19 protein-coding genes, 2 tRNA genes, 1 rRNA gene and 1 pseudogene are annotated in these 26,611 nt (G+C 59.1%); 11 read left to right on the forward strand and 12 right to left on the reverse strand.

All coding sequences use genetic code 11. From position 1 onward, the window contains the following. Window positions 1–11 precede the first annotated feature (11 nt). The 4 genes from ACM561_RS03220 to ACM561_RS03235 all read right to left on the reverse strand — a co-directional run bounded on the left by ACM561_RS03220 (window position 12) and on the right by ACM561_RS03235 (window position 6,272). Window positions 12–2,366: a glycosyltransferase family 2 protein gene (locus ACM561_RS03220; protein WP_425907993.1), complete on the reverse strand. Its 2,355-nt coding sequence runs from the start codon at window positions 2,364–2,366 to the stop codon at window positions 12–14. 2 nt (window positions 2,367–2,368) lie between these two features. After that, on the reverse strand, window positions 2,369–4,807 hold the full coding sequence (locus tag ACM561_RS03225; RefSeq protein ID WP_425907995.1) for a glycosyltransferase family 2 protein: 2,439 nt from the start codon (window positions 4,805–4,807) through the stop codon (window positions 2,369–2,371). A gap of 89 nt (window positions 4,808–4,896) precedes the next feature. Then, window positions 4,897–5,763, reverse strand: coding sequence for a hypothetical protein (locus tag ACM561_RS03230; protein WP_425909625.1), 867 nt, complete (start codon window positions 5,761–5,763; stop codon window positions 4,897–4,899). 278 nt (window positions 5,764–6,041) lie between these two features. Next, window positions 6,042–6,272, reverse strand: coding sequence for a hypothetical protein (locus ACM561_RS03235; protein WP_425907997.1), 231 nt, complete (start codon window positions 6,270–6,272; stop codon window positions 6,042–6,044). A gap of 281 nt (window positions 6,273–6,553) precedes the next feature. Between ACM561_RS03235 and ACM561_RS03240 the strand changes: the two genes are divergently transcribed. Next, complete coding sequence (locus ACM561_RS03240; RefSeq protein ID WP_425907999.1) at window positions 6,554–7,915, forward strand: glycosyltransferase family 4 protein; 1,362 nt, start codon at window positions 6,554–6,556, stop codon at window positions 7,913–7,915. A 118-nt stretch (window positions 7,916–8,033) separates the two neighbouring features. Here the strand turns inward: ACM561_RS03240 and ACM561_RS03245 are convergent, their stop codons facing one another. From ACM561_RS03245 to ACM561_RS03255, 3 genes and pseudogenes are all read right to left on the reverse strand, one after another. After that, window positions 8,034–8,783, reverse strand: coding sequence for an HAD-IA family hydrolase (locus tag ACM561_RS03245; protein ID WP_425908001.1), 750 nt, complete (start codon window positions 8,781–8,783; stop codon window positions 8,034–8,036). A 105-nt stretch (window positions 8,784–8,888) separates the two neighbouring features. Beyond that, window positions 8,889–10,715, reverse strand: a complete 1,827-nt coding sequence (gene typA / locus ACM561_RS03250; protein WP_425908003.1) for a translational GTPase TypA — start codon at window positions 10,713–10,715, stop codon at window positions 8,889–8,891. 297 nt (window positions 10,716–11,012) lie between these two features. Continuing rightward, window positions 11,013–11,769 (reverse strand): annotated as a pseudogene (locus ACM561_RS03255) (Crp/Fnr family transcriptional regulator). Between the two features lie 167 nt (window positions 11,770–11,936). Between ACM561_RS03255 and ACM561_RS03260 the strand changes: the two are divergent. Both ACM561_RS03260 and ACM561_RS03265 read left to right on the forward strand, forming a co-directional pair. Next, window positions 11,937–12,344 (forward strand): response regulator, encoded by a 408-nt coding sequence (locus ACM561_RS03260; RefSeq protein WP_425908005.1) that lies wholly within the window; start codon window positions 11,937–11,939, stop codon window positions 12,342–12,344. A gap of 160 nt (window positions 12,345–12,504) precedes the next feature. Beyond that, complete coding sequence (locus tag ACM561_RS03265; protein ID WP_425908007.1) at window positions 12,505–13,713, forward strand: NnrS family protein; 1,209 nt, start codon at window positions 12,505–12,507, stop codon at window positions 13,711–13,713. 81 nt (window positions 13,714–13,794) lie between these two features. On the opposite strand, the gene ACM561_RS03270 is transcribed toward ACM561_RS03265, so the two are convergent. Continuing rightward, a complete protein-coding gene (locus ACM561_RS03270; protein ID WP_425908009.1) occupies window positions 13,795–14,049 on the reverse strand; it encodes a PepSY domain-containing protein in 255 nt (84 codons plus the stop codon). 256 nt (window positions 14,050–14,305) lie between these two features. After that, the gene (locus tag ACM561_RS03275) at window positions 14,306–15,304 is read right to left on the reverse strand and encodes a sensor histidine kinase (RefSeq protein WP_425908011.1); all 999 of its coding nucleotides are present in this window, start codon (window positions 15,302–15,304) and stop codon (window positions 14,306–14,308) included. A gap of 411 nt (window positions 15,305–15,715) precedes the next feature. Here ACM561_RS03275 and ACM561_RS03280 point away from each other — a divergent pair, with 411 nt between their 5' ends. The 4 genes from ACM561_RS03280 (at window position 15,716) to ACM561_RS03295 (ending at window position 18,342) form a co-directional block, all read left to right on the forward strand. Continuing rightward, window positions 15,716–16,384 (forward strand): Crp/Fnr family transcriptional regulator, encoded by a 669-nt coding sequence (locus tag ACM561_RS03280; RefSeq protein ID WP_425908013.1) that lies wholly within the window; start codon window positions 15,716–15,718, stop codon window positions 16,382–16,384. Further along, window positions 16,381–17,262 carry a DUF6537 domain-containing protein gene (locus ACM561_RS03285; protein ID WP_425908015.1) on the forward strand — a complete coding sequence of 294 codons (882 nt, stop codon included), beginning with the start codon at window positions 16,381–16,383 and terminating at the stop codon, window positions 17,260–17,262. Before ACM561_RS03280 ends, ACM561_RS03285 begins: the two co-directional genes overlap by 4 nt. 116 nt (window positions 17,263–17,378) lie before the next feature. Then, window positions 17,379–17,783, forward strand: coding sequence for a DUF3307 domain-containing protein (locus ACM561_RS03290; protein WP_425908017.1), 405 nt, complete (start codon window positions 17,379–17,381; stop codon window positions 17,781–17,783). 160 nt (window positions 17,784–17,943) lie between these two features. Continuing rightward, the gene (locus ACM561_RS03295) at window positions 17,944–18,342 is read left to right on the forward strand and encodes a hypothetical protein (RefSeq protein WP_425908018.1); all 399 of its coding nucleotides are present in this window, start codon (window positions 17,944–17,946) and stop codon (window positions 18,340–18,342) included. A gap of 20 nt (window positions 18,343–18,362) precedes the next feature. Here ACM561_RS03295 and ACM561_RS03300 read toward each other — a convergent pair whose 3' ends face one another. Beyond that, on the reverse strand, window positions 18,363–19,106 hold the full coding sequence (locus ACM561_RS03300) for a hypothetical protein (RefSeq protein WP_425908020.1): 744 nt from the start codon (window positions 19,104–19,106) through the stop codon (window positions 18,363–18,365). An 85-nt stretch (window positions 19,107–19,191) separates the two neighbouring features. Here ACM561_RS03300 and ACM561_RS03305 point away from each other — a divergent pair, with 85 nt between their 5' ends. Continuing rightward, window positions 19,192–19,764 (forward strand): MarR family transcriptional regulator, encoded by a 573-nt coding sequence (locus ACM561_RS03305; protein WP_425908021.1) that lies wholly within the window; start codon window positions 19,192–19,194, stop codon window positions 19,762–19,764. Between the two features lie 151 nt (window positions 19,765–19,915). Here ACM561_RS03305 and ACM561_RS03310 read toward each other — a convergent pair whose 3' ends face one another. Together ACM561_RS03310 and ACM561_RS03315 are read right to left on the reverse strand one after the other, a co-directional pair. Continuing rightward, complete coding sequence (locus tag ACM561_RS03310) at window positions 19,916–21,202, reverse strand: glycerate kinase type-2 family protein (RefSeq protein WP_425908023.1); 1,287 nt, start codon at window positions 21,200–21,202, stop codon at window positions 19,916–19,918. A 384-nt stretch (window positions 21,203–21,586) separates the two neighbouring features. Next, entirely contained in the window at window positions 21,587–23,632 is a 2,046-nt protein-coding gene (locus ACM561_RS03315; RefSeq protein ID WP_425908025.1) for a M23 family metallopeptidase, read from the reverse strand. An 824-nt stretch (window positions 23,633–24,456) separates the two neighbouring features. Between ACM561_RS03315 and ACM561_RS03320 the strand changes: the two genes are divergently transcribed. The 3 genes from ACM561_RS03320 (at window position 24,457) to ACM561_RS03330 (ending at window position 26,332) form a co-directional block, all read left to right on the forward strand. Next, window positions 24,457–25,945, forward strand: a 16S ribosomal RNA gene (locus ACM561_RS03320). A gap of 202 nt (window positions 25,946–26,147) precedes the next feature. Further along, window positions 26,148–26,224, forward strand: a tRNA-Ile gene (locus ACM561_RS03325). 32 nt (window positions 26,225–26,256) lie between these two features. Continuing rightward, window positions 26,257–26,332, forward strand: a tRNA-Ala gene (locus ACM561_RS03330). The last annotated feature ends 279 nt before the right edge of the window (window positions 26,333–26,611 follow it).

Consider the following 26,611-nt stretch of genomic DNA (forward strand, 5'->3'; position numbering starts at 1 on the left):
CCGGCGTTGCGTCAGAATCCAAACAGCAGATCGTGCGAGACCGGCGGACGATTGTATCGGGGAGTTCGTCGTCCCGGCGGCCATGCCAGGCCGCTATAGGGGACACCGTCGCGTGACAATTGCGGATTGTAAGCCGGGTCGTCGTTCAGCCGTTCACCCCAGCGCGCACGAAGCAGATTGAGTTCATGTTCGAATCGGCCTCGCCGGTCGGCGCGATGATCGCTCCCCCGGCTGGCGGACTCGGCGTGAATCAGTTTCGCGTACGGTGTCAAGACGATGCGCTTGCCGGCCTCGCGCAGCCGCAGGCAATAGTCGACATCGTTGAGCGCCACCGCGAAGCGGCCCTCGTCCATTCCGCCGACGGCGAGATAGTCGTTTCGTCGGGTTGCAAGGCAAGCCGCGGTCACCGCGCTGCATTCGTGCGCCACAAGAAGCTGATCGAGAAAGCCCGGGTCATCGCTGAACCGGTCCGTAAAGGCATGCGCGACCGAAAAGTTCATGCCCAACACCACGCCACCGTGCTGGACGACGTCACCGGGCCAGGTCAGCAGCGCGCCGACCGCGCCGACGTCCGGCTCGCCCAGACGCGTGAGCATCTCCTCGAGCCAGTCATCGGAATCCGCTTCGATGTCGTTGTTGAGCAGGCACAGGATGTCGCTGTCGAGTGTTGCGGCGGCTTGATTGTTGAGCCTTGCGAAATTGAATGGCCCCTCGATCCGCAATATTCGAATGCCGCGTCGCGGGAGATCGGAAAGAAAGTCAAGAGTCTGCGGATGCGCGCTGTCGTTGTCGATAACAAGGATATCGGCGCGGCAGCGTTCAACGGCAGGCGCGATGGTCTCAAGGCAACGTTGCAGGAGAGAAACGCGGTCGCGCGTCGGGATGATCACCGTCACGCGTTGTTTGGAGAGCGGTCGCTTGATTCGAACCGCTGGGAAAAAATTTCCGGTCCGTTGGGTCACGTTCGCATGGATTCCGCGCGCCCGCAGGTGCGACGTGCTTGCCGCGGACAGCAGCGCACCAGCTGTGGTTCGGTCGAGCTTTGGCATGGTCGCCAATGCTCCCGGCAAGTGAAGGATATCTGTTCGCAGAGGACCGATTTGATCCAGCAGGCTGTTGAAAAGGCGGTAGAGGTTATTCGGCCGCGCCGCCTCGATGGCCGCAAATAATGCGTTACGCCGGACTGCGAACAGGTGGGCGCAATAGCCTTGTTCCAGTAACCTTTCGTAATCGAACGCTGGAAAAGCAAGCGGCCAGAGGCGACCGTCGTCAGTGAGAAAGTCGAGGTCACCGTACAAAGCTAATGCATCAGGATGGGCGTCGAACGCAGCCGCGATGCGTGCAAGAGCGGTTCGTTCCAGCGATACGCCCGCCATGGTCACGACGATGTAGTCCGCATCGGGCGCGGCGTCCTCGAGAAACTCCAGCATGGCGCCGCTGTCGATCGACAGCGGCTGGCCGTCGATTGCGCCAGCGGTCCAATTCTCGTGGCTTTGCGCTTCGAGGCTGGCGAGCGTCTGCTGGGTGCCGGAGCTTCCAGCGATCACGATGGCCAGCCGAAGCGGGCTTGGCTGAGGCTCCGGTAACGGAAAGCGCTCGCGCCAGTCGGCATAGTCGTGCAACGGCAGCGAGGCTGGAATAAGCCGGTCGTAAAGTTTGCCGCGCAGCCGCTCGGCGGCATAACCGCCGATGACATCAATCATTCCGGCTAGGCCGTCGGGAAACGCCACGAAGGTGGCGGTTGCCGGAATTTGTTCGCCATCCTCTTTCCGCAGCAGGATTCGATGGACTCTTCCGTCGGCGAGACGTTGCGGGACGTGGAAATCGAATGCACGAACGTTGCGGGACGCACCTCCTTCGGCATCGCCACCGATGTGCGTCCAGGCCGTGGCGCGGACCTGTGCGACGGACTCCCCGTCGACGATTGCTTCCAGAGTGACGACGATCTCGCTATCGATCCACCCTTGGAAGTGCAGGCCGCCCAGCCAGCGCAGCTTGCAGGTCGGGCGAAGGTCGGCTCGAAACGTCGTGTCATTCTCAAGGTCTATGGGGTGGCCAACGGGAGTTCCGAGATTGGCGAGTCGCGCCGAAAGATGACGCGCGGCATGGAGCAGATCGATGTCAATGTTCACAGCGAAGCCGCAAGTGTTACTTCGGTCTAGCTCAGAGCATTTCGGCGCGAACGCGTCGGCGTAAGCAGTCTTCAGCACCAGGCCGTCGAGCAGGATATCGATCGTGAAGCGGTGTTCCGGCGCATCCGGATCGAACACAAAGCCGGACACGGTGCCGTCGTCGCCGAGCGAGAGCCGGCTGATCAGCTTTGGCTTGGTGACCTGTGCCTTGCGAGCCCGGATGACGCGCGTCATGTTTAAGACAGTCCGGCCCACGCGATAACGGCATCGATAAATTCCTCCTCGTCCGCGTCTGCCGGGATGGGAAGATCGTCCTTTCGCGGTTTGATCAATCCGGCTGACCAGTCGCGGTAAGCGACGGGTATCGACGCTCGTCTTGCAGTTTCGATCAGAGGATGACCGAATGCCGGTTCGTCGAAATCCGTCAACAGCCAGCCAGGGTTATGCGGCGCCAGCACATCGCCGATCTGGCCGGCTGCGATTTTGCCGGTAACAAAGACATTTGTGTAGGACATCAGGCGCTCATCGTCACAGGTCACGCCGGCAACAACGATCGACCGTCGCAAGTCATCTACCAAACGTCGTATCAAGCGGAATGATACGGGAGAGGGCTCGGACGGTACGATGGCAAGCGATCGACTCGCGCCATGGATCGGCTCCACGGTCAGTGGGCGGGTCGGCCAATCCTGAAGGACGATTTTGCGTTCGGGCCAGCGAGCCCTCGCATACGCCTCGGCCTCCTTTCCGGGAACAAAAAGCTGAGTCTCATCGGGAAACGACGTGATCGCTTCGCTCAAGGTCCCTGACGTAAGCCACGTATGGATCGGAAGGCCAAGATTCCGTATCAGGTCGATCAACTGAGGTAATGGGCTCGGTTCGATAATCTCGACTCGATCGGGGCGCAGCCGTGTGATGATGGCAGCCGCCTCGGTGGCGCCTGTCTCAGTGCCGAAATTCAACTGAATGGCTTGTGGGCTGCTCCCATCTGCGGCTCTGACATGAATGACATCTCGTTCGCGCGACAGGAAAATCGCACGCTCGCCACGCTCGCTGAGATGGCGCGCCCGCTCCTCAGCAACGGCAAATCTCCGTCGATTTCCGAGAATCAGAACGGAAGGCTGGCAGGGCCATGTTATCGCCCGGTCGAGCTTCGCACGCGCCGGTCGCAACGGATCTGCGATCTCGAATGCGCGACATTCCCGCCGATAGTCAGGAAATCGCTGGTCAAGCACCTCCAGATTGCGAAGCACCAAACGTCGCTTTTCGTGCTGGAAGGATTTCGAGCCGTGATGCCCGACATAGACTGACGGCGCGCAGACGTTACGAAAACCCTTGCCGCGCGCGCGCAAGCAGAGATCGACGTCCTCAAGATAGCCTCGTTCGAAGTTTTCCGATAGTGCGCCAATGGCCTTGAGACAGTCGCGCGTGACATAGAGACAGAAGCCAATGCCGCTCGGCACGTCGGTAACATCACCGGCATTGGCGATGCTCGCGATCCGGTCGATCTCAAGAATTCCTTCATAGCTTTGCATCGGATTGACATTGTTCGGTACTGGAAACGAAAAAATGTCACCGTTGTTCGACAAGGGAGTGACTGTTCCAATATCCGGTGCGGAACGCGCTACGTCCGCCAGTCTCTCAACGAAGTCCGGCGGCACAATGGTGTCCGAATTGAGCAGAATGACGTCGCCCTCCAGTACGTTCTCCAGCGCGCGATTGATCGCGCCGACGAAGCCGAGATTGCTCTCGTTCACGAGGAGATCGATCGTCCCTCGGGCGGCAAGCTCGCTGAGATAGCGCCGCAACTTCGGTTCAGGGCTAGTATCGTCGATTGCCAGGATACGAAAGGAAAGTTTCCCAGTCGTATTCGATGCGCGTGCCTTGATGAGACTGTCAAAACAGTCCAGCGTCGCCGCTACGTCCCGGTACACCGGAACGATAACGGTGGGTGGCAAGGTGTCGTATCGTGGCGCGGTTGGGCGGCAAGCTTGGCTTGGCAGGTCAGGTGGTGAAGACAGGTTGGGAGCCAGCCGTCGAACCCGGAAGATCTCGCCGTCGCATGTTAGCGTCAGCGTCTGAGGCGCTCGCGACGTTGGACGCCGAACCAGGAACGCCGCTGCCTGAACGTCCACGCTGGCCAAGGGGTGAAACGGGTCGGGCTCGAGCTGGCTGATCAGTGCGCCGTTTTCGACCCCCACGCTCACTTCTACGGCGTTCGCTGTGGTCCACGCGATCCAGCCGGTCACGTGGTTGTCAAATACCGAATAGGCAGCCCAATGCCGATACCCCGCTTGTCGGAGTTCCTCAATGGCAAGGCGCAGGACTGCCGGATTGCTGTCGCGGCCGATCAGATCGGCGGCTGCGGTGCGCCGTCGATCGTCGGTGGCCCAGGCAAACATTCTGCGGTTGGCGGCAAGATCGGATGGATCGACGAGGAGCGCTTCGGCGAGATCAGCCATGGCCGCTTCCTTGCGTTCGAGTCTCCAGTTCGCCTCCGCGCGGAGAACGAAGCAATGTGCAGCCGATGATGGATCGACCCGGCAACGTCTGTCCGCGTACTTGAATGCAGCAAAATAGTCCTTAGCCGTTAACGCTTGCGCGGCCATGCGTTCGAGCATGACATACGAGGAATATGCAGCACGGTCCTGATTGTCAGTGACGGAGCCGAGAACCATCTGGCGGTGTCCTGACAAGTTGGCGCTTGGCCGGAGCTTCAAATCCGCAGCCGGCCTCCAGCGCGCAATCCGAAAGCGATGATCGGCTTCTATCTGGCGGCGCCCGCCTGACGCTGCTGGCTGCGGAAGACTCGCACCCGTGCTGAACCGGCAGACTTGCGTGGTGCAGACGTTGCAACCACCTCCGCAGGCGCACTACGCTCGATCCCGATGCGAATGCCTACCAGGGGTTCGCGGCTGGTCGGACCCGATAAAACCACGCGCTTGCCAACTGCGCGGAGAGTGGGCGCATTCAAAAAGCCTGCCTCGGCCACAAACTTCAGTTCATCGGTGCCGCTCATCTCGAGAACCACGCCGGTAAGGGGCAGGGCCCGGCCGCGCGTGCCTGCATAGGTGCCGAGCGGCACCATCTTGCCGCTGCCAGTCTGACCATTGGCGAACTGGACCGCGTACCGTATATCGATGCTCGCAGGTTTGTCCGGCCATTCCAGCGCCACGCCTTCCACGCGAGACGGCGCGGCCGGACCAGCGATCCACGCATTCGGACCGACGACAATGTCGCCGCGGCCTGCGACGTGGCCAAGCACCTTCAGACCGTCCGTTGCAACATGCAGCCCCACGCCGTTGCCTGGACCTACCGCGTCGGGAATTCGTCCGGCCTGGATCTGTTCGACGCGCACGATGGCAGATTGCGATCCTCCGGGTCTCGTCGGTCGGACCTGAACCTGCAAAGTCGCGGGTGTGTTAATCCGCACGACCAGTCCAGAATTGGGACTGTATAAAGTCGGCTCGGTCGCATCTGGATGCAGAATGATCTCCATGCGGCGCTCATGCCCCTGGGTCGGCGCGACGATTACGCGAGGTGGCGAGACGGAGTCTTCGGCGCTTTTGTAATTGATGAAGAAAAGTCCCCGGTCGAGACTTAGTTTTTTTTGTTGCTCAGCCTCGTTCGTCATGCCCCGAAACAAATCCACGAGCCATCTCCCTCAATCGTGCCAATTCGTCATGCACCACCGGATGTCTCAGAAAACCCGCTGTCGTGAAATCACGGGAAGACGATCAAACCGAGATGCAACCACTATAGACATCATTTCCGTTCTCAAGTTGTCGATCCCGCGATTGCCGTCTCTCTGAGAAAACGAAGCGGCCGGGATACATCAATTTCTCTCCGAGATACCGATGCGAATCATGTTCCTAGTGGCAGTCGTGCTGAGCACATGGCTCCAGTAAATGATCAGGCCAACAAGGTCGTCGATTTCGTAGACGAAAGAGATCGCCGGATGTCCTCAGCCTCCACACTCAGCGATGCGGCCATCTTGCGCAACTTGTCGTTCTCGTCTTTCAGCAGGATGATGGAGTCTGCGATGCTGTCGACGGAATCCGGAATATCCTCAACGCTGCTCAAATCCGGGTGCGGAATCTGCGGAAGATAATCGGAAACATGTTGTTTAAACTTGAGCCTCATCGCGAATGTCCCGCGCTAGCCATATTTATGGGTGATACGGCGACTTCGTTATCCGTGTCCATCCGGTCTCGACTATTCGACGACTTTTAGGGCAGGAAGATGTCAGACGGAAGTGAAAGCTGAATGAACAAGCCTCGAGTTATTTGGAACTTGTCAATGTGCAAACATTTAGACGAGATTGTCTCGAAGGCATCGACGATGAGAAGGCATCGACGATGGAACGTCTTTCTAAATAGCGGGACGCATGCTGTAGCGCGATCCTAACCAGAGGTATCACGCCGATGAAAATTTTATTCGTGCATAATAATTTCCCGGCACAGTACCGAAATCTCGCGGCGGCGTTAGCGAGTGAGTCAGGATTTGAACTCGCCGCGATTGGTGCATCGAATGCGCAGCCGATGCCTTCGGTCAAGTTGATTAGATATGCTCTGCCTGACGCTGACGTTTCGGGCACGCATCCGTTTGCTAGACGTTTCGATCTTGAATGTCGTCGCGCTGAGCAGGTGCTTTACAGCCTTTCAACACTGGCGTCATCGGGATTTACGCCGGATGTCATCCTTGCCCATCCCGGATGGGGCGAAACGCTGCCGTTGCGCACCATGTTTCCCAAGGCGCGGCAAGTGGTCTATTGCGAGTTCTTCTACGGCGCCGAAGGTCGCGACATCGGCTTCGATCCGGAATTCCCAATCTCGGGCCTGGATGGCCATATCGGGTTGCAACTCAAGAACGCGACGACCTTGCTTGCATTAGCTGATTGCGATGTCGGAATTTCGCCGACAAATTGGCAGCAGTCGACTTTTCCAAGGCATTATCAAAGCAAGATCGAAGTTATTCACGAAGGGATCGATACATCGCGCGTGCGACCTGATCCCCGGGCGCGTCTGATGCTTCCAAACGGCCGTCAAGTCGGTCGCTCGGATGAAATCGTGACATTTGTCGTGCGTAACCTGGAGCCGCTTAGGGGTTACCATATCTTTATGCGCGCGCTTCCGGAAATATTGAGGCGGCGGCCCAACGCACAGATTGTCATTATCGGCAGGGATGGATTGTCGTATGGCCTTCCTCCGCCGGCGGGCAGCAATTGGAAGTCGATTTTTCTGCAGGAGGTACGCGATCGGATCGACATGTCGCGCGTTCATTTCATGGGCGGTGTTCCGTACAGCACTTTTATCGCAGCACTTCAGGTGTCATCGGCGCATGTCTATCTGACGTACCCCTTCGTGCTATCCTGGTCTGCGCTGGAAGCGATGAGCGCCGGCTGTCTGGTGATAGGGTCGGACACGCCACCTGTGCGTGAAGTCATCAGTTCCGGAGACAACGGTCTGTTGGTTCCTTTTTTTGCGGTCGATGAAGTGGCTGCGCGGGTCGTTGAAGCGCTTCAGGAACCTGATCGGTTTTACGCCATCAGAGAGGCTGCCCGGCAATTTGTCGTCGAGCATTTCGACGCGGAGCGGGTATGCCTGCCGCAAATGCGTCAGCTTCTCGACCTCAAGGAATCCCCATCATCGGCGGCTGCCCGACGAAACGTCTGGAGAGGGCGTTCTGCGTCGGAATGGCCTAAAGCCGCCCGACGCTCCCGCAAATCTATATCGCCGCCCAAGGTGGAATGGTCAGACGAAGGTTGTTCCGGCCGGACTTGCTGAGACCATGAATGGAAATAGTTTTGATAGATTTAAAAGAAAAGGCGTTCTGAAAAGAGTCGTTTTGGCGAATGCGCTTTCTTTATTCGTTCTAAAATCCTCGACGAGAGAATCTCTCCGATCACATATCCGAATTATTCTCGGGCATGTCTGAAATGTGAGTGAAGTCATCGATCGTAAAAGCCGCGCCTGAAAAGTCATCGTCGCTGAAATAAGCGCTGCGTGAAATCAGGACAGGAATTCCCGCGGCCGATGCCGAAGCGAGACCATTACCGGAGTCTTCGATGGCGAGGCATTGCGATCCCGGCAGGTCCAGTTGGGAAAGAACCTTGAGATAGACGTCCGGTGCAGGCTTCTTGTTCCGCACCTCGTCCCCGGCTGCAATAGCCACAAACCACTGTGCCCAGTCCTTGCCTAGCGAGACCGTCAGCAACGCATCGATATTGTCGCGCGAGGTCGTGGTCGCAATCGCCAGAGGCTGCGCGCGCTTTCGTGCCGAGGATAACAGGGCGTGAATGCCTGGCCGAAGCGAACAGCCGCCATTAGTCACCAATTCGGCGTATAATCTGGTTTTGGCCTGATGTAATTCCGCGATCTCGCGATCCGACAGCTGTGGAGAAGCTCCATTTCGCGATGCGTCGAATGCGCGGATACGTTCCTTTCCACCTGTCACTCGCAGCAATTCCTTGTAGAGGGTGCGGTCCCAGCACCAATCAAGGCCAGCTTCAGCGAATGCGGTATTGAAGGCCTTGCGATGAGCCTCCTCCGTTTCGGCGAGTGTTCCGTCGACATCGAAGATCAAGGCGCGTGCCTGAACGATCAAGGCTCTTACATCATCCAGCGGAATATTATTGGCAAACGCTTCGCTCATTCCATTTCACCGGAGGCAGATCGCAGAAAATCATGCGATCGATATGTCATCTCCGCAGCCGTCGCCGCGGACTCGTTGCAGACAGCGAAACATCGGCGCCTGATATTACGCCACCATCTCCTTGGTCTTCTCGGCGCGCTTGCGCTCGTTGGGATCGAGATGCTTCTTGCGCAGGCGTATCGACTTCGGCGTTACTTCGACGAGTTCGTCGTCCTCGATATAGGCCAGAGCCTTTTCTAGAGTCATCTTAATCGGCGGTGTCAGCCGCACCGCCTCATCCTTCGATGTGGTGCGGATGTTGGTGAGCTGCTTGCCCTTCAGCACGTTGATCTCGAGGTCGTTATCGCGAGTGTGCTCGCCGACGATCATGCCGCGATAGACCTTCCAGCCGGGCTCGATCATCATCGGGCCACGATCCTCCAGCTTGAACATCGCGTAGGCCACGGCTTCGCCCTGTTCGTTGGAAATCAGCACCCCGTTGCGGCGACCTTGAATGTCACCCTTGTAGGGCGCGTAGCCGTGGAACAGCCGGTTCATGATCGCCGTCCCGCGGGTGTCGGTGAGAAGTTCGCCCTGATAGCCGATCAGGCCGCGCGTCGGTGCGTAGAAAACCAACCGCAGCCGGTTGCCGCCCGATGGCTTCATCTCCGTCATTTCGGCTTTGCGCTCGCTCATCTTCTGCACCACAACGCCGGAATGCTCCTCGTCGACGTCGACCACGACCTCCTCGATCGGCTCCTGCCATTCGCCGCTCGTCTCGTCCTTTTTCAGCACCACGCGCGGCCGCGATACCGATAGCTCGAATCCCTCGCGCCGCATGGTCTCAATCAGGATCGCGAGTTGCAATTCGCCGCGGCCTGATACCTCCATCGAATCTTTGTCCGCAGCCTCCGTCACACGTAGCGCGACATTGCCTTCAGCCTCGCGCAGCAATCGGTCCCGGATCATGCGACTCGTCACCTTGCTGCCCTCGGTGCCAGCCAGCGGCGAATTGTTGACCATGAAGGTCATGGAGACAGTCGGCGGATCGATCGGCTGCGCGGGAAGCGGCTCCTCGACAGCGGGATCGCAAAAGGTGTCGGCCACCGTGCCCTTGGTCAATCCTGCGATGGCGACGATGTCACCAGCCGTTGCTTCCTCGAGCGGCGTGCGCTCGAGACCGCGGAAGGCGAGGATTTTCGAGATGCGGCCCTGCTCGATCAGTTTCCCGTCCCGCGCCAGCACCTTGATGCTCTGGTTCGGCTTGATCATGCCCGAGGAGATTCGGCCAGTGATGACACGGCCTAGATAGGGATTGGCCTCGATGATCGTCCCGATCATGCGGAATGGTCCGTCCTCTACCTGCGGCGGTGGGACATGCCGTACGATCAGGTCGAACAGCGGTTGCATGCCGGCATCCTGGGGTCCCTCCGCGCTATCTGCCATCCAGCCCTGCTTTGCCGAGCCGTAGAGGATCGGAAAGTCGAGCTGTTCGTCGCTGGCCTCGAGCGCAGCAAACAGATCGAACACCTCGTTGATGACCTCGGTCGGACGGGCGTCCGGGCGATCTACTTTGTTGATAACGACGATCGGCTTCAGCCCAACCTTCAGTGCTTTCGAGACCACGAACTTGGTCTGCGGCAGGGGACCCTCGGCCGCATCCACCAGGACCAAGGCGCCATCCACCATGTTAAGGATGCGCTCAACTTCACCGCCGAAATCCGCGTGGCCGGGCGTGTCCACGATATTGATGCGGATGTCGTTCCATTGCACCGAAGCGGCCTTGGCGAGGATGGTGATGCCACGTTCGCGTTCCAGGTCGTTGGAATCCATGGCGCGCTCGACCACACGCTGATTGTCGCGGTAAGTGCCGGACTGCTGGAGCAGGCGATCCACGAGAGTAGTCTTGCCGTGGTCGACGTGAGCGATAATCGCGACGTTACGGAGATTCATGGGTTGATTCTTCTTCATCAAGAAAACCGCGCATCGCCCCGGTTTTGGGCGGCGGTCTTATTTTACGGGGATAAGGTCACGAGAAGGGCGCGGCGTGATCGATTCACGCGGCAAAAGCGGTTAGGGATTCGTCGCTTCCGGCCAGGTCATTGCCACTTCTTGTCTGAAATGCCGAATCAGGTGCGAACAGCCACATTGCGGCTCCGGCGCTTTCGCTGCGACGCTATATAGCCGGAAATCGTCAAAAAACAATGCGTCGTTTGCCGTTTGGCGAACTCATTTTGCTGATGACGGGAACTACTTTGCGGGTTCTGGTGCTTCGGTCGGGTAAACGCCACGCAAAACCTCTTCAAAATGGTTCCTTACGGCTTCGTTGCAGAGACAGGCGCGAGTAGCCAAGGCTGCCCGGTCGCATACCAGAATGGCGCCTCGCCGGGTCGTCAGAACGCCTTCAATCTTGAAGGTCTGGATCACGCGGCTGGTATAGCTGCGCCCGACACCCAGCATGGTCGATAACTGCTCGTGGGTAAGTGGTACGAGATCGCTACCGGTACGCTCCATCGCCGACAGGATCCACTTGGCCGTGCGTTGCTCGATCCGAATGGATGGCGTTGCAGGCGGTGGATTGAAAAACCTGCGCCAGCATGCAGTCGGCATAACGCGCGAAGAGATCTTGCAGCGTGGGGGATTTTGTTTTTGCGGCTTCCAGTTTCGCAACCCGTAACCGCACGAATGGCCCGCCGACCTTGACCATAATGCGTGTATAGGCTGGCAGATGGCCGTGACTAACGATGCCGCCGACCGCCCCCTCCCGTCCGACCAGAATGGTTTCGACATCGCGGCCATCCTCGTTGGGGACGAGATAGGACGCGAGACTAGATCCGCAGGGAAAGTGGACGGTTTCGACATCGTCTCCCGGATTATAGAGCAGGTCGTCGTTTTGACTGCTGACGGCTTCTAGACCGGACTTGATCAGTGTGAAATCGGTATCGCTTAGCCGACGCAGAAGGTTGTTGCTCGGTCGGTCCTGCTGGTTCGTGTCCTGTGCCGCCATGCTGCGCCTTCCTTTTTAGCGCTTCCTAACGCAAGCGCTTATCAAGTTATGTGCAGAAGTGAACAGACAAAGCTTCATCGCTGTGGTCAGTTCCATGCGGGAACCGGATCAGATTGGGTTCCAGCGAGTTCGTCGCCATGGCGTTCGGACGACACCTCATGGAAGTTATGGATTCCGTTGTTCCCGATGATCCAGCTTCGGTGCCGGCCGGCATCCCTCGCGACGTGTTGATCGTTGAGGACGATATCATTATCGCGATCGACGTTGAGCAGACCGTTGCGGAGTTTGGCGTGACGTCAGCCCGGACTGCTTCAAATGTGGCGCAGGCGCTGGCCATGATCGCAGAACGCGCTCCCGATTTCGCGCTTCTTGACGTCGGTCTTTCGGAAGATAAGAGTTTTGCAGTCGCCAATCGGCTGGCCGCGTTGAAGATTCCGTTTGCTTTCATGACTGGCTATAGCGGCGACAAAGCCTTTCCAGCGGAATACTCGGATCGGCCCAGACTTTCGAAACCGTTTTCGCGCGATGAATTGTTCGCGATCTTGTCGAACTGGCGAAGCTGCAACCCGGGCTAATCCGAGCATCGTCTGCGGTGATAGTACGGTTTTTCCGACTCAAAACCTGAGCGTGCAAGCTGTGCCCATCTCATGCGCGAGCATCGAGGATACCATCCAGACCGCGCACTAAACACCGCACTTGCTGATATGGTCGTGCGGAACCATGGGAGGATGGCGCATGGCCATGTCGGAAGTGGAGAGTGCAAGAGCGAGGCCGTTTGCGATCTGGACGATCGGCTTCAGACCGTTCTTCCTGATGGCTGGCGTCTGGTCGGCGGTGGCGCTCGCCGGATGGATCGCCATGCTCGCAATGGGGCTCACGCTGCCCAGTCGCTTCGATCCCCTCACATGGCATATCCATGAAATGCTGTTCGGGTTCGTCCTGGCTGTGATCGCCGGTTTTCTGCTGACCGCGATTCCGAACTGGACCGACCGCGCTCCGATCAGCGGTCTGCCGCTCGCCGCACTGGCGACGTTGTGGCTCACGGGTCGCGTTACGTGTCTTGTTTCAACGTCGATCCCGCTCGGGCTGGCTGCGGCAATCGATCTTGCTTTCCCATTCGTGCTTTGCGGGGTTGTCGCTCGCGAAATCATTGTGGGCCGCAACTGGCGCAACATGGTCATGCCGGTCCCACTTGCCGTGCTCGGCGTCGCAGATCTTCTAATGTATCTGGAACTCGCAGGTTCTTCGGTACCCGCGGGTCTGGGATGGCGCCTGGCGCTGACCGCGATCATCGTCCTGATCTCGGTCGTCGGCGGTCGGATCGTCCCGAGTTTCACGCGTAACTGGCTTGTCAAGAAAAATGCGTCCCGCCTTCCGGCCGAGCACGGACACATCGATAGCCTTGCACTTGTGACGCTCCATGCGGGGATGATCGGATGGGCGATTTTTCCCGGGATCTGGCCTTTCGGGTGGCTATTGCTTCTCGCCGCGGCGCTCAATCTTTGGCGGCTCGGCCGCTGGCGCGGCGTGGCTGCCAGGGCCGAACCGCTATTGACCGTTCTTCACATCGGATATCTGTGGGTCATCGTCGGGGCGGCTTTGCTGGGCGTTTCGATGCTGACCGATCATGTGCCTCAGGTCGCGGCAATCCACGCGCTGACCGCCGGCGCCATCGGAACGATGACGCTTGGTGTCATGACCCGCGTTTCGCTCGGCCACACCGGACGCGCCCTCACAGCGGATCGGATCACCACCTTGATCTACCTGCTCGTGATACTCGCCGCCATCGCGCGGGTGGCAGCTTGGGATAGCGGATCGTCAGCGATGTTGATCGAGGTTTCGGCTGCATTGTGGATCGGTAGCTTCGGCCTGTTCGCGCTCCGATACGGACCGATCTTGGTGGCGCCCCGCGTGCAGCCTGTGGACGTTGAGCGTGGCAAATAACAAAGTTGTTCGCTGGGCGTCGAGTGCTGGCGCGGTGCTGCAACCTCGGAACATTCGTGGCCTTGTTCGATCTAATGGTATTTATCGGTCGACGTTGAGCACCGCGCCCGTTGTGGCATCGACGTCGACTTCCATATACTGGCCGGCTGCGTCGCGGCCTTCGACCTGCCACTCATGACCGGCGAACTCCGCGTCAGAGACAGCGGCAATACCGACTTCAAACGCGAAGCCAAGCGCCTCTTGCATCGAGAGAAGGCCACCGGAGTCATAGGCCATCGCCGGAGTGGCCGCGCCGAGGGAAACCGCAGCAGCCATAGACAGAATGTACTTTCGCATGTGGAACTCCTTGTCGAGGTCATCAAGCTGCGCACATCGCAGCGCAACATCGACTAGAACCGAGAGCTCTGCATTGCGTTCCCGCCTCTCTCGCGGCAAGTTTGAGCGAATGGGCGGGCGGCCGTGGCGTTTTTCTGGCCATGCCTTGGCGAGCCAACATGCGGGTCGGCGCGATCGGATGCCGAGATACCTATGCTGAAGATGCGGCGATCAACTCCTGCATCTGCGCTCCGCCGACGCAGTCGCGCTGCAAGAATTACCGCCCGGATAAACTTCCGCTTTTCTTATCGGCCGGTGGCGGATCGATCCGACATTGCATGATGCAGTGCAGCCCTGTGCCGAGGAACGCGATCTCCGCTTTCCCGTCGAACGCCCGCAGACCGGCATTCAGGAGCTGCGTTCCAAACCCCGGCTTGCCCTGCGCAGTGATCATAGGCCCGCCTGATTCGTCCCAGACGATTGACAGCAGGCCGTTGGTTACAGTCCAAGACACATGGAGCAGGCCATGGGGCGTGGAGAATGCGCCGTATTTGGCGGCGTTGGTGGCGAGTTCGTGAAACATCAGCGCCAAACTGACCGCGAGCTTCGTCGGCAGAAAGAGGGGGCCGCCGTTCAGCGTAAACCGGACGTGGCCGTAGGGGCCGAGCTCCGAGCGTAGCAGATCGATGATATCGCAGCCACGTTCGTCGGTGCGTGCGATCAGGTCATCGGCTGTGGCCAGCGCGCCGAAGCAGCCGTCGATCTTGGCCCGGGCCGCCGGATAATCGTGAAGCGCCTGTCTGGTCACCGCATGAATAGTGGCGAGTTTGTTCTTGAGGCGGTGGCGGAGTTCTTCCACCACGAGTTCGCGATAGCGCTGTTCCTTTTCGAGTTCGGTCGTGAGTTCGCGGTGATGAACGACGAGAGAACGATGGCGTCGCACCCCCAGGATGATGAGCCCCGCGACGACGAAATAGATCGCCATAAGTATTGCCGCGACCATAACCTGCGGCGCCTCGCCGAAATTCAGCATCGCGCCGAGAGCTGCGCCGCCAATCGCGGCGGCAATTCCGGCTCGCTCTCCGCCGAACGCGGCTGCGACAAAAACGCCGGGAAGATAGATGCTGTAGGGCACGTCCGTTCGCAGCAGCGAGATGCCAAAGCGGAACGCGGTGGCGAGCATCAGGCAGGCGGCCGTGAGGCCGAAACCCAGAACCGCCGGAGGCTCGGAGACTCCCTGCCATCCGCGCCGGAATTCCTCGATCCACTTGGCCATCCAGCCCCCACTGCAATGTCACGCCGGCACCGCTGATATTCGCCGGGGCAGATGTCTGCAGGCAGCTTAGCTTAAAGGCACGGCCGGCTAGCATACAATCTTTCTTCTGCAAGGGAATTGACCCCACCGTCCTCGAGGCTCGATGCTTTCGAGACAAACCGATGTGATCCGTTTCCGGTTTGCGGAACGTCCGCAACAGGATGCGTCCTGGCTTGCCTCCCTGGCGCCTAATCCGCCCTTGCCAGTTGCGAACACGCCTGGCGGCGATCTAGCGTCGCGTCCATGGACAAAGGCAGCTTTCCCAAGCGCGTTTTTTGCCGGGATATTGGATAGAATTCGGTATAACCTCCGCTGTCTTCCCTCATAGTTCGCTACGCTTCACATCACGTCAGGAATTTTGGCTGGATTGCCATGGACATATCACATTTAGCCGAACATTTCGGGACCGTCGGCGGCGTGGCCGCTTCGTTCTTTGTAGTCGCCACCTGCACCATGCGGACCATGATCCCGCTCCGTGCTTTCGGCATGCTGGCCAATCTCATGCTGATGATCACTGCGCTTCCGCTCCACAATTTCCTGCAATTGGGGCTCCACGCAGGACTGTTCTGTCTCAACGGCTATCGCTTGCACCAGATGCTTCTGCTCGTGCGCGAGGTGAAGAAGTCCGTCAACAGCGATCTCTCGATGGACTGGCTGAAGCCCTTTATGACCAAGCGCAAGTGCAAGCTCGGAGAAATGCTGTTCTATAAGAACGAAAAGGCGGAGACGATGTTCTACATCGTCAGCGGCCGCTACCGTCTGGTGGAGTCCGGCATTGAGCTCCCGGTCGGCGCAATCGTCGGTGAGCTCGGCATGCTGTCTCCTTACAACGAGCGCACCCAATCGCTGGAGTGCATCGAGAGCGGCACGGTGCTCAGCGTGAGCTACCGCCAAGTCGAGGAGCTTTACGTCCAGAACCCGGAATTTGGTTTCTATTTCCTGCGGCTGGCCAGCGCGCGGCTGTTTCAGAACATCGGCAGGCTCGAAGAGCGGCTCGCTGAACATGCGGCGCCCGCGGTCATGACGCCCAAGCTCGCATGAATTTCGGCAGAAGCAAAGCCGCAGACGTTCTTCCCGCCATCCGTTCGATGTTCGCGACTGTTTCAGGCGAGAACAACCATCTGATTCCAACGCTGCCAGCGGACATGCCTGAAGAAGCGAGGCTTGTGGCGGTCGATGGCGTGAAACACCTGATCGATTATCAAGGAGCAGGTTACGCGCAGTTGTATGTCGCCCGGCTTCGGCGGTTCATCGGCCGGCGCAATGTAGATAACAAAGTGTTTGCCGATATCGCGCGTCTGATGGCCGCGCGTATGGCTTATGACGATCCTATCCGCATGGCGCAGCTCAAGCTTGCTGAATTCCGAATGGGTCTGCATGTTCCGTCCGATATTCGCAAGCTACGTCTCGACGAGCTGGTGTCCGTGCTCCCAAAACGGGGAGCCGATCCTGTATTCTCGCTGCTTGACCGCCTCGGGTGGCGGCACCTGCCGGTCACCATGCGGTTCAGTGCAGCGAGTGGATTGGGGGTTAGATCCCTCAGAATCAAGACGTCGCTCAGGCGATGGCGGCTGTCATCTCTCCGTTATGCCAATGAGCGCGGTTGGGTCGAGCGCTGGCTGCATATGATCGATCGCAGCCTGGCAAAGCAGCCTGCCGCGGTCGCCGCGGTGGTTGCGACGGCCGAAATGGTGCAGGGATACGGGGATGATTACGCTCAGAATCTGCGTAACTGGAATCTGATCATCGACCATCTTGTCAAACCGACCTTCGACGGCGTGATGGTCTGCTCTGATCTGGGTGTCTCAATAGCCGAGGCGCGGGCGGCCGTGGATTGTGATCCCCAGCAGGAATCGTTGAAGCGGGTTATCGCGGGGATAAGGGAGCGGGCCGGTGCCGACACCCGGAGGGTCGATTGAGCGGTGTATCCCGGTCCAGAGATGGCATAATGAAGGTGTTTGAGCCGCTCGATGCGCAGAACGCTCGTTCATGAATATGCGAACTTCAAAAACCGGACATTAGCAGGGGCGTCTGCGTGATACTTCCTTCGTTGTCGTCGTCGATCGCAGTAGGTCCGCTTGTGGGCTGGATGGTCGTGCTGACCATCAAGCATGTGTTGGCCGATTTCGTGTTGCAGAATTCCTGGATGGCGGTCGGCAAGGATCAAAAGACCGGTTGGGCGCTGCCGCTGCTCTCGCACTGTCTCGTGCATCTCGTGTTGGCGCTGGTGCTGATTCTCCTTATCGCACCACGCTTCTGGTTCATCGCCTTTATCGATTTCGCGATTCATATCGTCGTGGATCGCGCCAAGGGTATCTGTGTCTCCACCTTCGACGTGACACATCAGCACCCCTGGTTCTGGACGCTGATAGGCGTCGATCAGACACTGCATCATCTCACCGGATTCGGTCTGGCGATCGTCATGGCATTCAACGCGTGACCTGAAATACGTGATCTGGCGGCGGCACCTGCGAATCGCGAATCATGGCCCGGTTTGATTCGGAACCGGAATGCAAGTCTCCCCGGCCTGACTTTGCCGGCGTGGTTAACTTCTCGTTAGGGAATTGTGTTGCATCCTCAGGACTTGAGGAGAGTTGCGCATGTGCTCTAGCGCCGACGCTTTCGAGAACGACATCTGCCCAGTCAAGGATGATCTGTTGGGCGCCATGTATCGCGCCAGCGAGCATGGGTTGCCTCAGCTCATTGCCAGCGTCGCTCCGGATGTACGAGCGATGCTGGCACTGTTCTGCTACCACCGGAGCCATCTGCACGCACTGGCTTTGTCAATCGCTTCAAGCTGCGCCGAGCGTGATCTGGTCGCAGTCGGTGGCCGCGTCGGTTCTACGCTGTTCGCACTGTCACGCAACGCACGGCAACCCCATGTTCCGTCGCAGCACGGCCAGCGCAAGCCCATTACGTTGTCAACAAAGCCGCTCAGCACGTTCGTGCCGCTCGACGACCTGGCCGACGACGAGGAGGCTGCGTTGGTACCGGCATAACGGTCGCGCAGCTCAAACGCCTATTTCTTTTCCCTGGTGATGATGCCCGGCAATGTGAGATTGCCGGAAGCGACCTTGTAGGTGCCGGTGACGCAAAGAAGCGGTGCCTTTCCGGCTTCGTTGACCTGCAGATGCGCGGCGACGGCATCAAAGTTGACGTTCTCCGCTCCCTTGACTGGCACGGTAATACGCACCGTTTGTCCTTTGAGAATGGGGCTCATGCCTGGGCTGTCCAACGCGAGAGGCAGGCCGGGCGCGGTGGCCGACAATAGATCCTGCCCCGGCGAAATGTCCAGCACCTTGAGGCCGCCGGCGCAGGCCTTGTCGCTGGCCAGCACCACCCAGTGCGAATGCCAGCCCGCGCCGTCATTGGTCGGATCACCATCGCCGTTTTCATCGAACAGCGGTGTGTCGTCAAAGTCCGGATGCGCGGTAATGGCGAGCGCCAGGATGCCGGAACCTTTGGCAAAGCCGACCGTCGCGGGATCGAGCTTGGTAGGCCAGACGTAGGCATCCACCTTGGCACCGGCGAGCTTTCCGACCTTTTGCGGTTTCAGCGAACCGGCATCGCCGCTGACCTCCATGGCGAAGGTGGCAAGCCGGCCGTCGGTCGAGGCGGAGGCGCTGGTAACGTCGAACGCCGGTGGCACCGCCGCATCTGGTTTGGAATGGATATCGTGGGCGAAAGCGGAGGTCGCCAGCGCACCTTGGAGCAGGATGAAAGCTAACATTTCCGTCGAGAGCTTGGGCATGAAGGCAAACATAGAGAACTCCAGTTGTTAATATCGAGTCGATACTATATGTCTGATCGACGATCGGAGTGTCAACTAAAAATAGCGAGTCGCTACTATGCCATTGTCCACGGCCCTTGAGGCGGCTTATCTGATTGACCGCCTGGACCGGTTGACCCGCAGCGGCGGAAACATCGCGGAGCTCAATCCTGCGCAGTGGGAGGCGTTGCGCTACCTGTCGCGCGCTAACCGTTTTTCGCGCACGCCGGCGGCGCTTGCCGGTTACGTTGGCTCGACTCGCGGGACCATTTCACAAACCCTGATTGCGCTGGAGCAGAAGGGGTTGGCGTCGCGGCAGTCCAGCCGGCGCGACGGTCGCTCGGTCGAATTGGCGCTGACCCGGCGCGGTGAGGCCGTATTGAGGAGTGATCCGCTGCGGCGGCTGGCGGACGACATTACGGCCGCCACGGGCGGCGATGCTGGCGAGTTGCTCGCGACATTACATGGCATCCTATCGGCAACGATCGCGAGGAACGACGGACGGGCTTTCGGAATTTGCCGCACATGCAGGCATTTCCGCCGCAATGCCAAACCGGGCAGCGCCTCACCGCATCATTGCAGCTTGCTCGATGAGTCCCTCTCCGACTACGACGGCGATGCGATCTGTCAGGAGCACGAAGCTGCCGCCTGAACAGCAGCTCGATCATGATTCTGGGTCGAGGCGATCCAAAATCACGCACGTGATCGATTCCAGAATTTTGAGAGGTGGGATGCAGGCGGAAAGCCGCTACGCACCTCTTCATCCCGCTCGGGTTAAGCTAATTGCGCAGCGAGAGCGCCAATCAGACGGCATCCACCAGAATGATCCGTATGTCGTTGACGTTGGTGAGCGTCGGTCCTGTGAATAGCAGGTCACCGCTGGCTGCGAAGAAGCCGGTGGCGTCGTTGTTGACGAGATAGACGGCGGGGTCGAGGTTCTGTGAGCGCATCGCCCTGAACGTGCTGGCATCGATCACCGCGCCGGCGGGATCGGAGGCATCGCCCGTTCCGCCGTCGGCACCATCGGTGTCGGCCGCCAGCGCGGAAATGCCGGGCGCGTCCTTAATCTGTGATGCAAGCGCCAGCGCATATTCCTGATTGGGGCCGCCGCGCCCGTTGCCGTGAACTGTTACGGTGAGTTCGCCGCCCGACAAGATGGCGAGCTTACGGCCGTCAGCTCGCGCTCTCAGCGCTAGTTTCGCGTGCTCCACTGCAACGCCGCGAGCTTCTCCTTCGAGATTGGCGCCGAGGTCGAGCACGTCAAAGCCGGCATCGCGTGCGAGTCTGGCGGCGGCGTCGAGCGAAGTCCTTGGCTGTGCGACGATCTCGAAACGGGTGCGGGCGAAGGCGGCGTCGCCGGGCTTGCAGCTTTCGTTGACGGGATCGTTGAGGGCACGGCTAACAGCATCGTCGCATACGATTTTGTATTTTGTGACCAACGCGCGGGCGTCGGCCAGCGTGGTTGGGTCCGGCACCGTGGGGCCGGAGGCAATGGCCGTCGGCTCATCGCGCGGCACGTCCGATATCGCCAGCGTTACGATCTCGGCGCGCCTGCCCGCGCGCGCAAGACGGCCGCCCTTGATCCGCGACAAGTGCTTGCGCACCGTGTTGACTTCGCCGATCGGGGCGCCGGAGCGGAGCAGGGCATGGTTGAGCTGCTGCTTCTGAGCGAACGACACGCCATCCACAGGCGCAATCCAGTTCGCCGAGCCGCCGCCCGAAAGCAATACCAGCAGCAGATCGTCGGCTGTCGCGGTACTCGCGAGGGTCAGACTGACGCCGGCGCTGCGCCAACCCGCTTCATCGGGCACTGGATGGCCGGCCTCGATCACCTTGATTCGACGCGTCGGCACGCTATGGCCGTAACGTGTGGTGGCGAGGCCGGTCAGCCGGGCGGGATCAAGACCGGCAGCGTCGAGATAGTGTCGTTCCACCACTGCGGCCATGGCAGCGGCGGCTTTGCCGGCGGCGAGGCAGATCACGCGGCCTTCCGGCGCGGGTGGCAGATGTGCCTCGAGAATGTTGTCAGGATGCGCGGCGGCGACACTCGCGTCGAAGAGGGCACGCAGCAGCTTGCGATGGTCGGTCATGCTCAGATCTGAAGTCAAACGGGTCGCATGTCCATCGGAAGCGGACAGGAACAGCCATGCTCAAAAAACGTACTTGAAATGTCGGCTCGGGCCATCGCCGTTCGTCTGGAAGAGAGGCACACACTCTGACCGGATGGACGTTCCATGCAGCTATTATCGATATGCTCGAATCTGGATTGTCTCTACCTGATCGTATGCTGGATCAAGTTGCGAATTTCCGCCGCGCTGAGAGATTTTTGCTTGCCTTTACTCTTTCGGCGAACCAACCAGGCTTGTTCCGACTAGGACGTTTCGAGCGAAGTGGATGTCGGTTCGCGCGAAGACAACGCGTCAGATCGCAATCATAGAAGCCACGCGTCTAATCCGCGTCAGAAACGAAAAAGTCTAGCGGTTGGAGACCTGCCGAGGCAGCGGTAGGGCAGGTGAGCCTGCGGCATCCGATACCCTGGCAACGGCGCCGCGGCTATTCATCATCGCCTCGAGCCGGTCGCGTTCCTTCTCAAAGCCGGCCAGGATCATGCCGTCCAGTGATCGCCCCCGCGGAAGCCGGACGCGCATCGGATCGACGAAGCGGTCGTTAACGAGAATTTCATAGTGCACGTGCGCTCCGGTGGAGCGGCCGGTCGAACCGACAAAGCCGATCACCTGCCCTTGCCTGACGCGCTTGCCTGGCTCGAGGCCCTTGGCGAAGGCCGACATGTGGCCGTACGCGGTTTCATAGCCGTTGTTGTGCTTGATACGGACATACTTGCCGTAGCCGCCTTCCCATTCTGCTTTTTCGACGACGCCGTTGCCGGTCGCGAAAATTGGTGTGGCATAAGGTGCCGCCCAATCGACGCCGGTGTGCATTTTCACGTAGCCGAGGATGGGGTGGCGCCGAACGCCGAATCCTGATCGCATGATCGCGCTGGCGACCGGTTTGCGGACCAGGAACTTCTTCGCGCTCTTGCCGGTCTCGTCATAATAATCGACGGCGGCGTCGTCGGGAGTTTGGAAACGATAGTATTTCTTGGTCTCACCACCCACGGTGAGAGAGGCATAAAGCACTTCGTTTTTCTCGGTCGTCGGCGTTCCTTCGTCGTCGCCGGCGTAGAAGACGTCAAATGAATCGCCGGGTTGGACCTTGCGCTGGAAATCGATGTCGTAGGAGTAGATGCGGACCATGTCCTCGATGATCGCTGGCGGCACTTTGTCCCGCAGCGCGGTCTCGTAGATGCTTTGATAAAGTCGGACTCCGCGGTCATCGTCGGTGTCGTTGCTGTCAGCGACATCGGCGATCGAATTCATGCTGGCGACGTCGACAGCGACGTAATTGCCGAGATCCGACAGTGCGGCGACAGCCTCGATGGTGGAATCGTTCGCCACGATCACGCGGTAGGGGACGAGTCGCTGGTCGGAGGCCGCAGGCGCCATCAGGATACGCAACTTCTGGCCTTCCCTGAGTCCACCGTCGTGGCCTCGGGGTCCGAGCGTGCTTGCGATCGCATGGGCTTCTTCCGGCGTCGCGCCCTGGTCCCGCAGCACCGAGGCGATAGTGTCGCCTCTCCTGACCAGATGCACGCGCTCGCCCAGTGGATTGCCGCCAGTAAGTTGTTCGCTGGTTTTCGAAAGCAACGTGACGTTTTCCGGAACGATGCGGGCCTCGAAACCTGCATAGGGGTCCACGCTACCTTCGGCGGCGTAGGCCATTTTGATGCCCGACGTCGGGCCAGCGGTCTCTACCGCAGCCTCGGCCATCGTGTACCGCACGCCGCTGTTGCCGCGCCAGTTCGAGGCTTCGCGTACCCGCATCAGAACTTCATCGATCGGGATGGTTGCTGCGATGGTCGCCTTCGGGAGGATCAGTGCGAGATCACGGGTTACGAAGGAAACTTCGGCGTCTGGTTCGGCCGCTGCGGCGGTGCTTGCATCTTCTTGGGCAGTGCGGGCGTGGCTACCACCATCGGCCAGCAGGCGTTGCGCGTTGAATGGCGGAATCTTTGCGCTGAGATCGCCGGTCGCCATCGACAGGTTGCCGGATACCCGAACGAAGGGCCGGACCCGCATCACGTCGCGATTGCCGGCGCGGGTCACGGTCGAGACGCGAATGACCTGCCTTGCAGCGGCCGCCTCGCTCGGCGGCGGCAGACGATCGCTCTTGTGAAGGCTGGCCTGATGGTCACCGGCTCCGAACGAGCCGCGAAGTCCGCCTTCGACGCGCTCGGCTACCCTCGCAAAGGTGGTTTCACCATCGAGCGATGCAAAAACGGCGCCGCCAATAAGAGCCGCGCCGCACAGGCCTGTAAGAATGGTGCCGCTGAACCACTGCACAGAGATGCGGCGGCGGTCGATGACGGCGGCTTCGGATCCGTCCGCAGAAAGCGGCGGCTCATGACCCAGGTCAATGATCCCCGTCTCGCGTCCTCGATCCCCACTGCGTGCTGCGTTCAATCCGCCGTCCCCCAAATTCCTGCAACCGGCGAAACTCTTGCGTATCCCGGCGTCCGACGCCCTCGGGCGAGAGACGAAAGATTCGCGTGCTTCATGCTCAAGGCTCCCGCCGGTTGGCCTGGGTCACGAACATCAACGGCGTCTGAGCCCTCGATGCATTGCGGCCGCCTGGACAAGGCGATGCGACCGTGGATGACCACCGTCTGCTGAAAGCTACCGGTTCCTGGACATAACGATAATGGCCGCTGCCCCTAGCAATCGGCGATTCAAGACTTATTTCTAGAGAACGTCGCAGGAATGTGGCTCAAGTACGGCGTTTCGCAGGGCTTTTTGGCCTGCGATGTTGTTTTACCCGATGCAACAATTTGTTGACGATGGGCGTTGACAAGCGTCCGAGGGTGGGACTATAAACCGGCCACTGAACGCGGCGCGGCCTTGGGCCTTACCAAGGCCCTTAGCTGCGTCGGTGAAGCTCCTCACTAGGTTGAGTGACTCAACAGCCGATAGCCATCGGTTGTTATTTGTCGTCCGGTGAGCGCTTCGCGGAGCTTCCAGAGATGGAAGGTGGGTCCTTGGACCCGGGCTGTTTGACAAGTGAAGATGAAGAAAGAGAAACGTGGACGGCGGAGTCCTTGCGGGTCTCGATCAATGAAGGCTTCGGCTTTCGTGGATTGAGGCCGGACGAAAGACTTCGGCGGTACACGTTTTAAAGGTTACACCATCGTCATCAGCGATGTGAATCGCGGATGGCTGTTAGCTTCGGCTAACAAAAAATGGTGGGACCTCGTCAAACGTTGTGATCAGCCGGCTCAAAGTTTCAAGTCCAACTTGAGAGTTTGATCCTGGCTCAGAGCGAACGCTGGCGGCAGGCTTAACACATGCAAGTCGAACGGGCGTAGCAATACGTCAGTGGCAGACGGGTGAGTAACGCGTGGGAACGTACCTTTTGGTTCGGAACAACACAGGGAAACTTGTGCTAATACCGGATAAGCCCTTACGGGGAAAGATTTATCGCCGAAAGATCGGCCCGCGTCTGATTAGCTTGTTGGTGAGGTAATGGCTCACCAAGGCGACGATCAGTAGCTGGTCTGAGAGGATGATCAGCCACATTGGGACTGAGACACGGCCCAAACTCCTACGGGAGGCAGCAGTGGGGAATATTGGACAATGGGCGCAAGCCTGATCCAGCCATGCCGCGTGAGTGATGAAGGCCCTAGGGTTGTAAAGCTCTTTTGTGCGGGAAGATAATGACGGTACCGCAAGAATAAGCCCCGGCTAACTTCGTGCCAGCAGCCGCGGTAATACGAAGGGGGCTAGCGTTGCTCGGAATTACTGGGCGTAAAGGGTGCGTAGGCGGGTCTTTAAGTCAGAGGTGAAATCCTGGAGCTCAACTCCAGAACTGCCTTTGATACTGAGGATCTTGAGTTCGGGAGAGGTGAGTGGAACTGCGAGTGTAGAGGTGAAATTCGTAGATATTCGCAAGAACACCAGTGGCGAAGGCGGCTCACTGGCCCGATACTGACGCTGAGGCACGAAAGCGTGGGGAGCAAACAGGATTAGATACCCTGGTAGTCCACGCCGTAAACGATGAATGCCAGCCGTTAGTGGGTTTACTCACTAGTGGCGCAGCTAACGCTTTAAGCATTCCGCCTGGGGAGTACGGTCGCAAGATTAAAACTCAAAGGAATTGACGGGGGCCCGCACAAGCGGTGGAGCATGTGGTTTAATTCGACGCAACGCGCAGAACCTTACCAGCCCTTGACATGTCCATGACCGGTCGCAGAGATGTGACCTTCTCTTCGGAGCATGGAGCACAGGTGCTGCATGGCTGTCGTCAGCTCGTGTCGTGAGATGTTGGGTTAAGTCCCGCAACGAGCGCAACCCCCGTCCTTAGTTGCTACCATTTAGTTGAGCACTCTAAGGAGACTGCCGGTGATAAGCCGCGAGGAAGGTGGGGATGACGTCAAGTCCTCATGGCCCTTACGGGCTGGGCTACACACGTGCTACAATGGCGGTGACAATGGGAAGCAAAGGGGCAACCCCTAGCAAATCTCAAAAAACCGTCTCAGTTCGGATTGGGCTCTGCAACCCGAGCCCATGAAGTTGGAATCGCTAGTAATCGTGGATCAGCATGCCACGGTGAATACGTTCCCGGGCCTTGTACACACCGCCCGTCACACCATGGGAGTTGGTTTTACCTGAAGGCGGTGCGCTAACCCGCAAGGGAGGCAGCCGACCACGGTAGGGTCAGCGACTGGGGTGAAGTCGTAACAAGGTAGCCGTAGGGGAACCTGCGGCTGGATCACCTCCTTTCTAAGGATGGTTCTTCAACAGCTTGCTGTTATCGAACCGTTTTAGAAACATCAGTGGCCAACGATCGTCAGGATCGTTGAGCTGCATTGGCGGGATTTCGCCGTCTTCGTTTCTCTTTCTTCGCGGACGAACACGCGCCAGGGGCGGCGCTTGTGCTCATGATCCGGTTAAGCCGGCGGAGTGCGCTGTCCCTAGTCGTTAGGGGCTTGTAGCTCAGTTGGTTAGAGCGCGCGCTTGATAAGCGTGAGGTCGGAAGTTCAAGTCTTCCCAGGCCCACCATTTGATCAAGTGCAGCATTCGTCTTCTGGTACGGGGCCATAGCTCAGCTGGGAGAGCGCGTGCTTTGCAAGCATGAGGTCGTCGGTTCGATCCCGTCTGGCTCCACCAGATGGTTTGATTGATCGGCATTGTTCGATTGATATCGTCCGCGAAAACAACGCTTCGCATGCCTCATTTGTTATAGATGGACGTGCGGGATTTCTGACATCGTAAAGAGGAGATCGATCCGAGTCTGGATCGCGGGTCGTGCTGTGAAGCACGGTCGGCGCCCATTCACTATCTCCAGGTCATTTCGGCGCTCGGTCATGTCGTAACGCAAGTTGCGAGGTGAGCGGGTTGTAAATGATCCTGTTAGCGAAGCTTGACCGCCTCGCTATCGGTTCGATC

The sequence above is a fragment of the Nitrobacter sp. TKz-YC02 genome, assembly GCF_049852135.1.
Taxonomy (GTDB): Bacteria; Pseudomonadota; Alphaproteobacteria; order Rhizobiales; family Xanthobacteraceae; genus Nitrobacter; species Nitrobacter vulgaris.

Excerpts from the sequence above, each read along its gene's own strand:
- ACM561_RS03280 (WP_425908013.1), top strand. The coding sequence starts at position 15,716 with ATGGACATATCACATTTAGCCGAACATTTCGGGACCGTCGGCGGCGTG.
- ACM561_RS03235 (WP_425907997.1), bottom strand. The coding sequence starts at position 6,272 with ATGAGGCTCAAGTTTAAACAACATGTTTCCGATTATCTTCCGCAGATT.
- ACM561_RS03220 (WP_425907993.1), bottom strand. The coding sequence starts at position 2,366 with ATGACGCGCGTCATCCGGGCTCGCAAGGCACAGGTCACCAAGCCAAAG.
- ACM561_RS03275 (WP_425908011.1), bottom strand. The coding sequence starts at position 15,304 with ATGGCCAAGTGGATCGAGGAATTCCGGCGCGGATGGCAGGGAGTCTCC.
- ACM561_RS03300 (WP_425908020.1), bottom strand. The coding sequence starts at position 19,106 with ATGTTTGCCTTCATGCCCAAGCTCTCGACGGAAATGTTAGCTTTCATC.
- ACM561_RS03310 (WP_425908023.1), bottom strand. The coding sequence starts at position 21,202 with ATGACCGACCATCGCAAGCTGCTGCGTGCCCTCTTCGACGCGAGTGTC.
- ACM561_RS03245 (WP_425908001.1), bottom strand. The coding sequence starts at position 8,783 with ATGAGCGAAGCGTTTGCCAATAATATTCCGCTGGATGATGTAAGAGCC.
- typA (WP_425908003.1), bottom strand. The coding sequence starts at position 10,715 with ATGAATCTCCGTAACGTCGCGATTATCGCTCACGTCGACCACGGCAAG.
- ACM561_RS03295 (WP_425908018.1), top strand. The coding sequence starts at position 17,944 with ATGTGCTCTAGCGCCGACGCTTTCGAGAACGACATCTGCCCAGTCAAG.
- ACM561_RS03240 (WP_425907999.1), top strand. The coding sequence starts at position 6,554 with ATGAAAATTTTATTCGTGCATAATAATTTCCCGGCACAGTACCGAAAT.
- ACM561_RS03270 (WP_425908009.1), bottom strand. The coding sequence starts at position 14,049 with ATGCGAAAGTACATTCTGTCTATGGCTGCTGCGGTTTCCCTCGGCGCG.
- ACM561_RS03285 (WP_425908015.1), top strand. The coding sequence starts at position 16,381 with ATGAATTTCGGCAGAAGCAAAGCCGCAGACGTTCTTCCCGCCATCCGT.
- ACM561_RS03305 (WP_425908021.1), top strand. The coding sequence starts at position 19,192 with ATGCCATTGTCCACGGCCCTTGAGGCGGCTTATCTGATTGACCGCCTG.
- ACM561_RS03265 (WP_425908007.1), top strand. The coding sequence starts at position 12,505 with ATGGCCATGTCGGAAGTGGAGAGTGCAAGAGCGAGGCCGTTTGCGATC.
- ACM561_RS03225 (WP_425907995.1), bottom strand. The coding sequence starts at position 4,807 with ATGGTTCTCGGCTCCGTCACTGACAATCAGGACCGTGCTGCATATTCC.
- ACM561_RS03230 (WP_425909625.1), bottom strand. The coding sequence starts at position 5,763 with ATGACGAACGAGGCTGAGCAACAAAAAAAACTAAGTCTCGACCGGGGA.
- ACM561_RS03260 (WP_425908005.1), top strand. The coding sequence starts at position 11,937 with ATGGATTCCGTTGTTCCCGATGATCCAGCTTCGGTGCCGGCCGGCATC.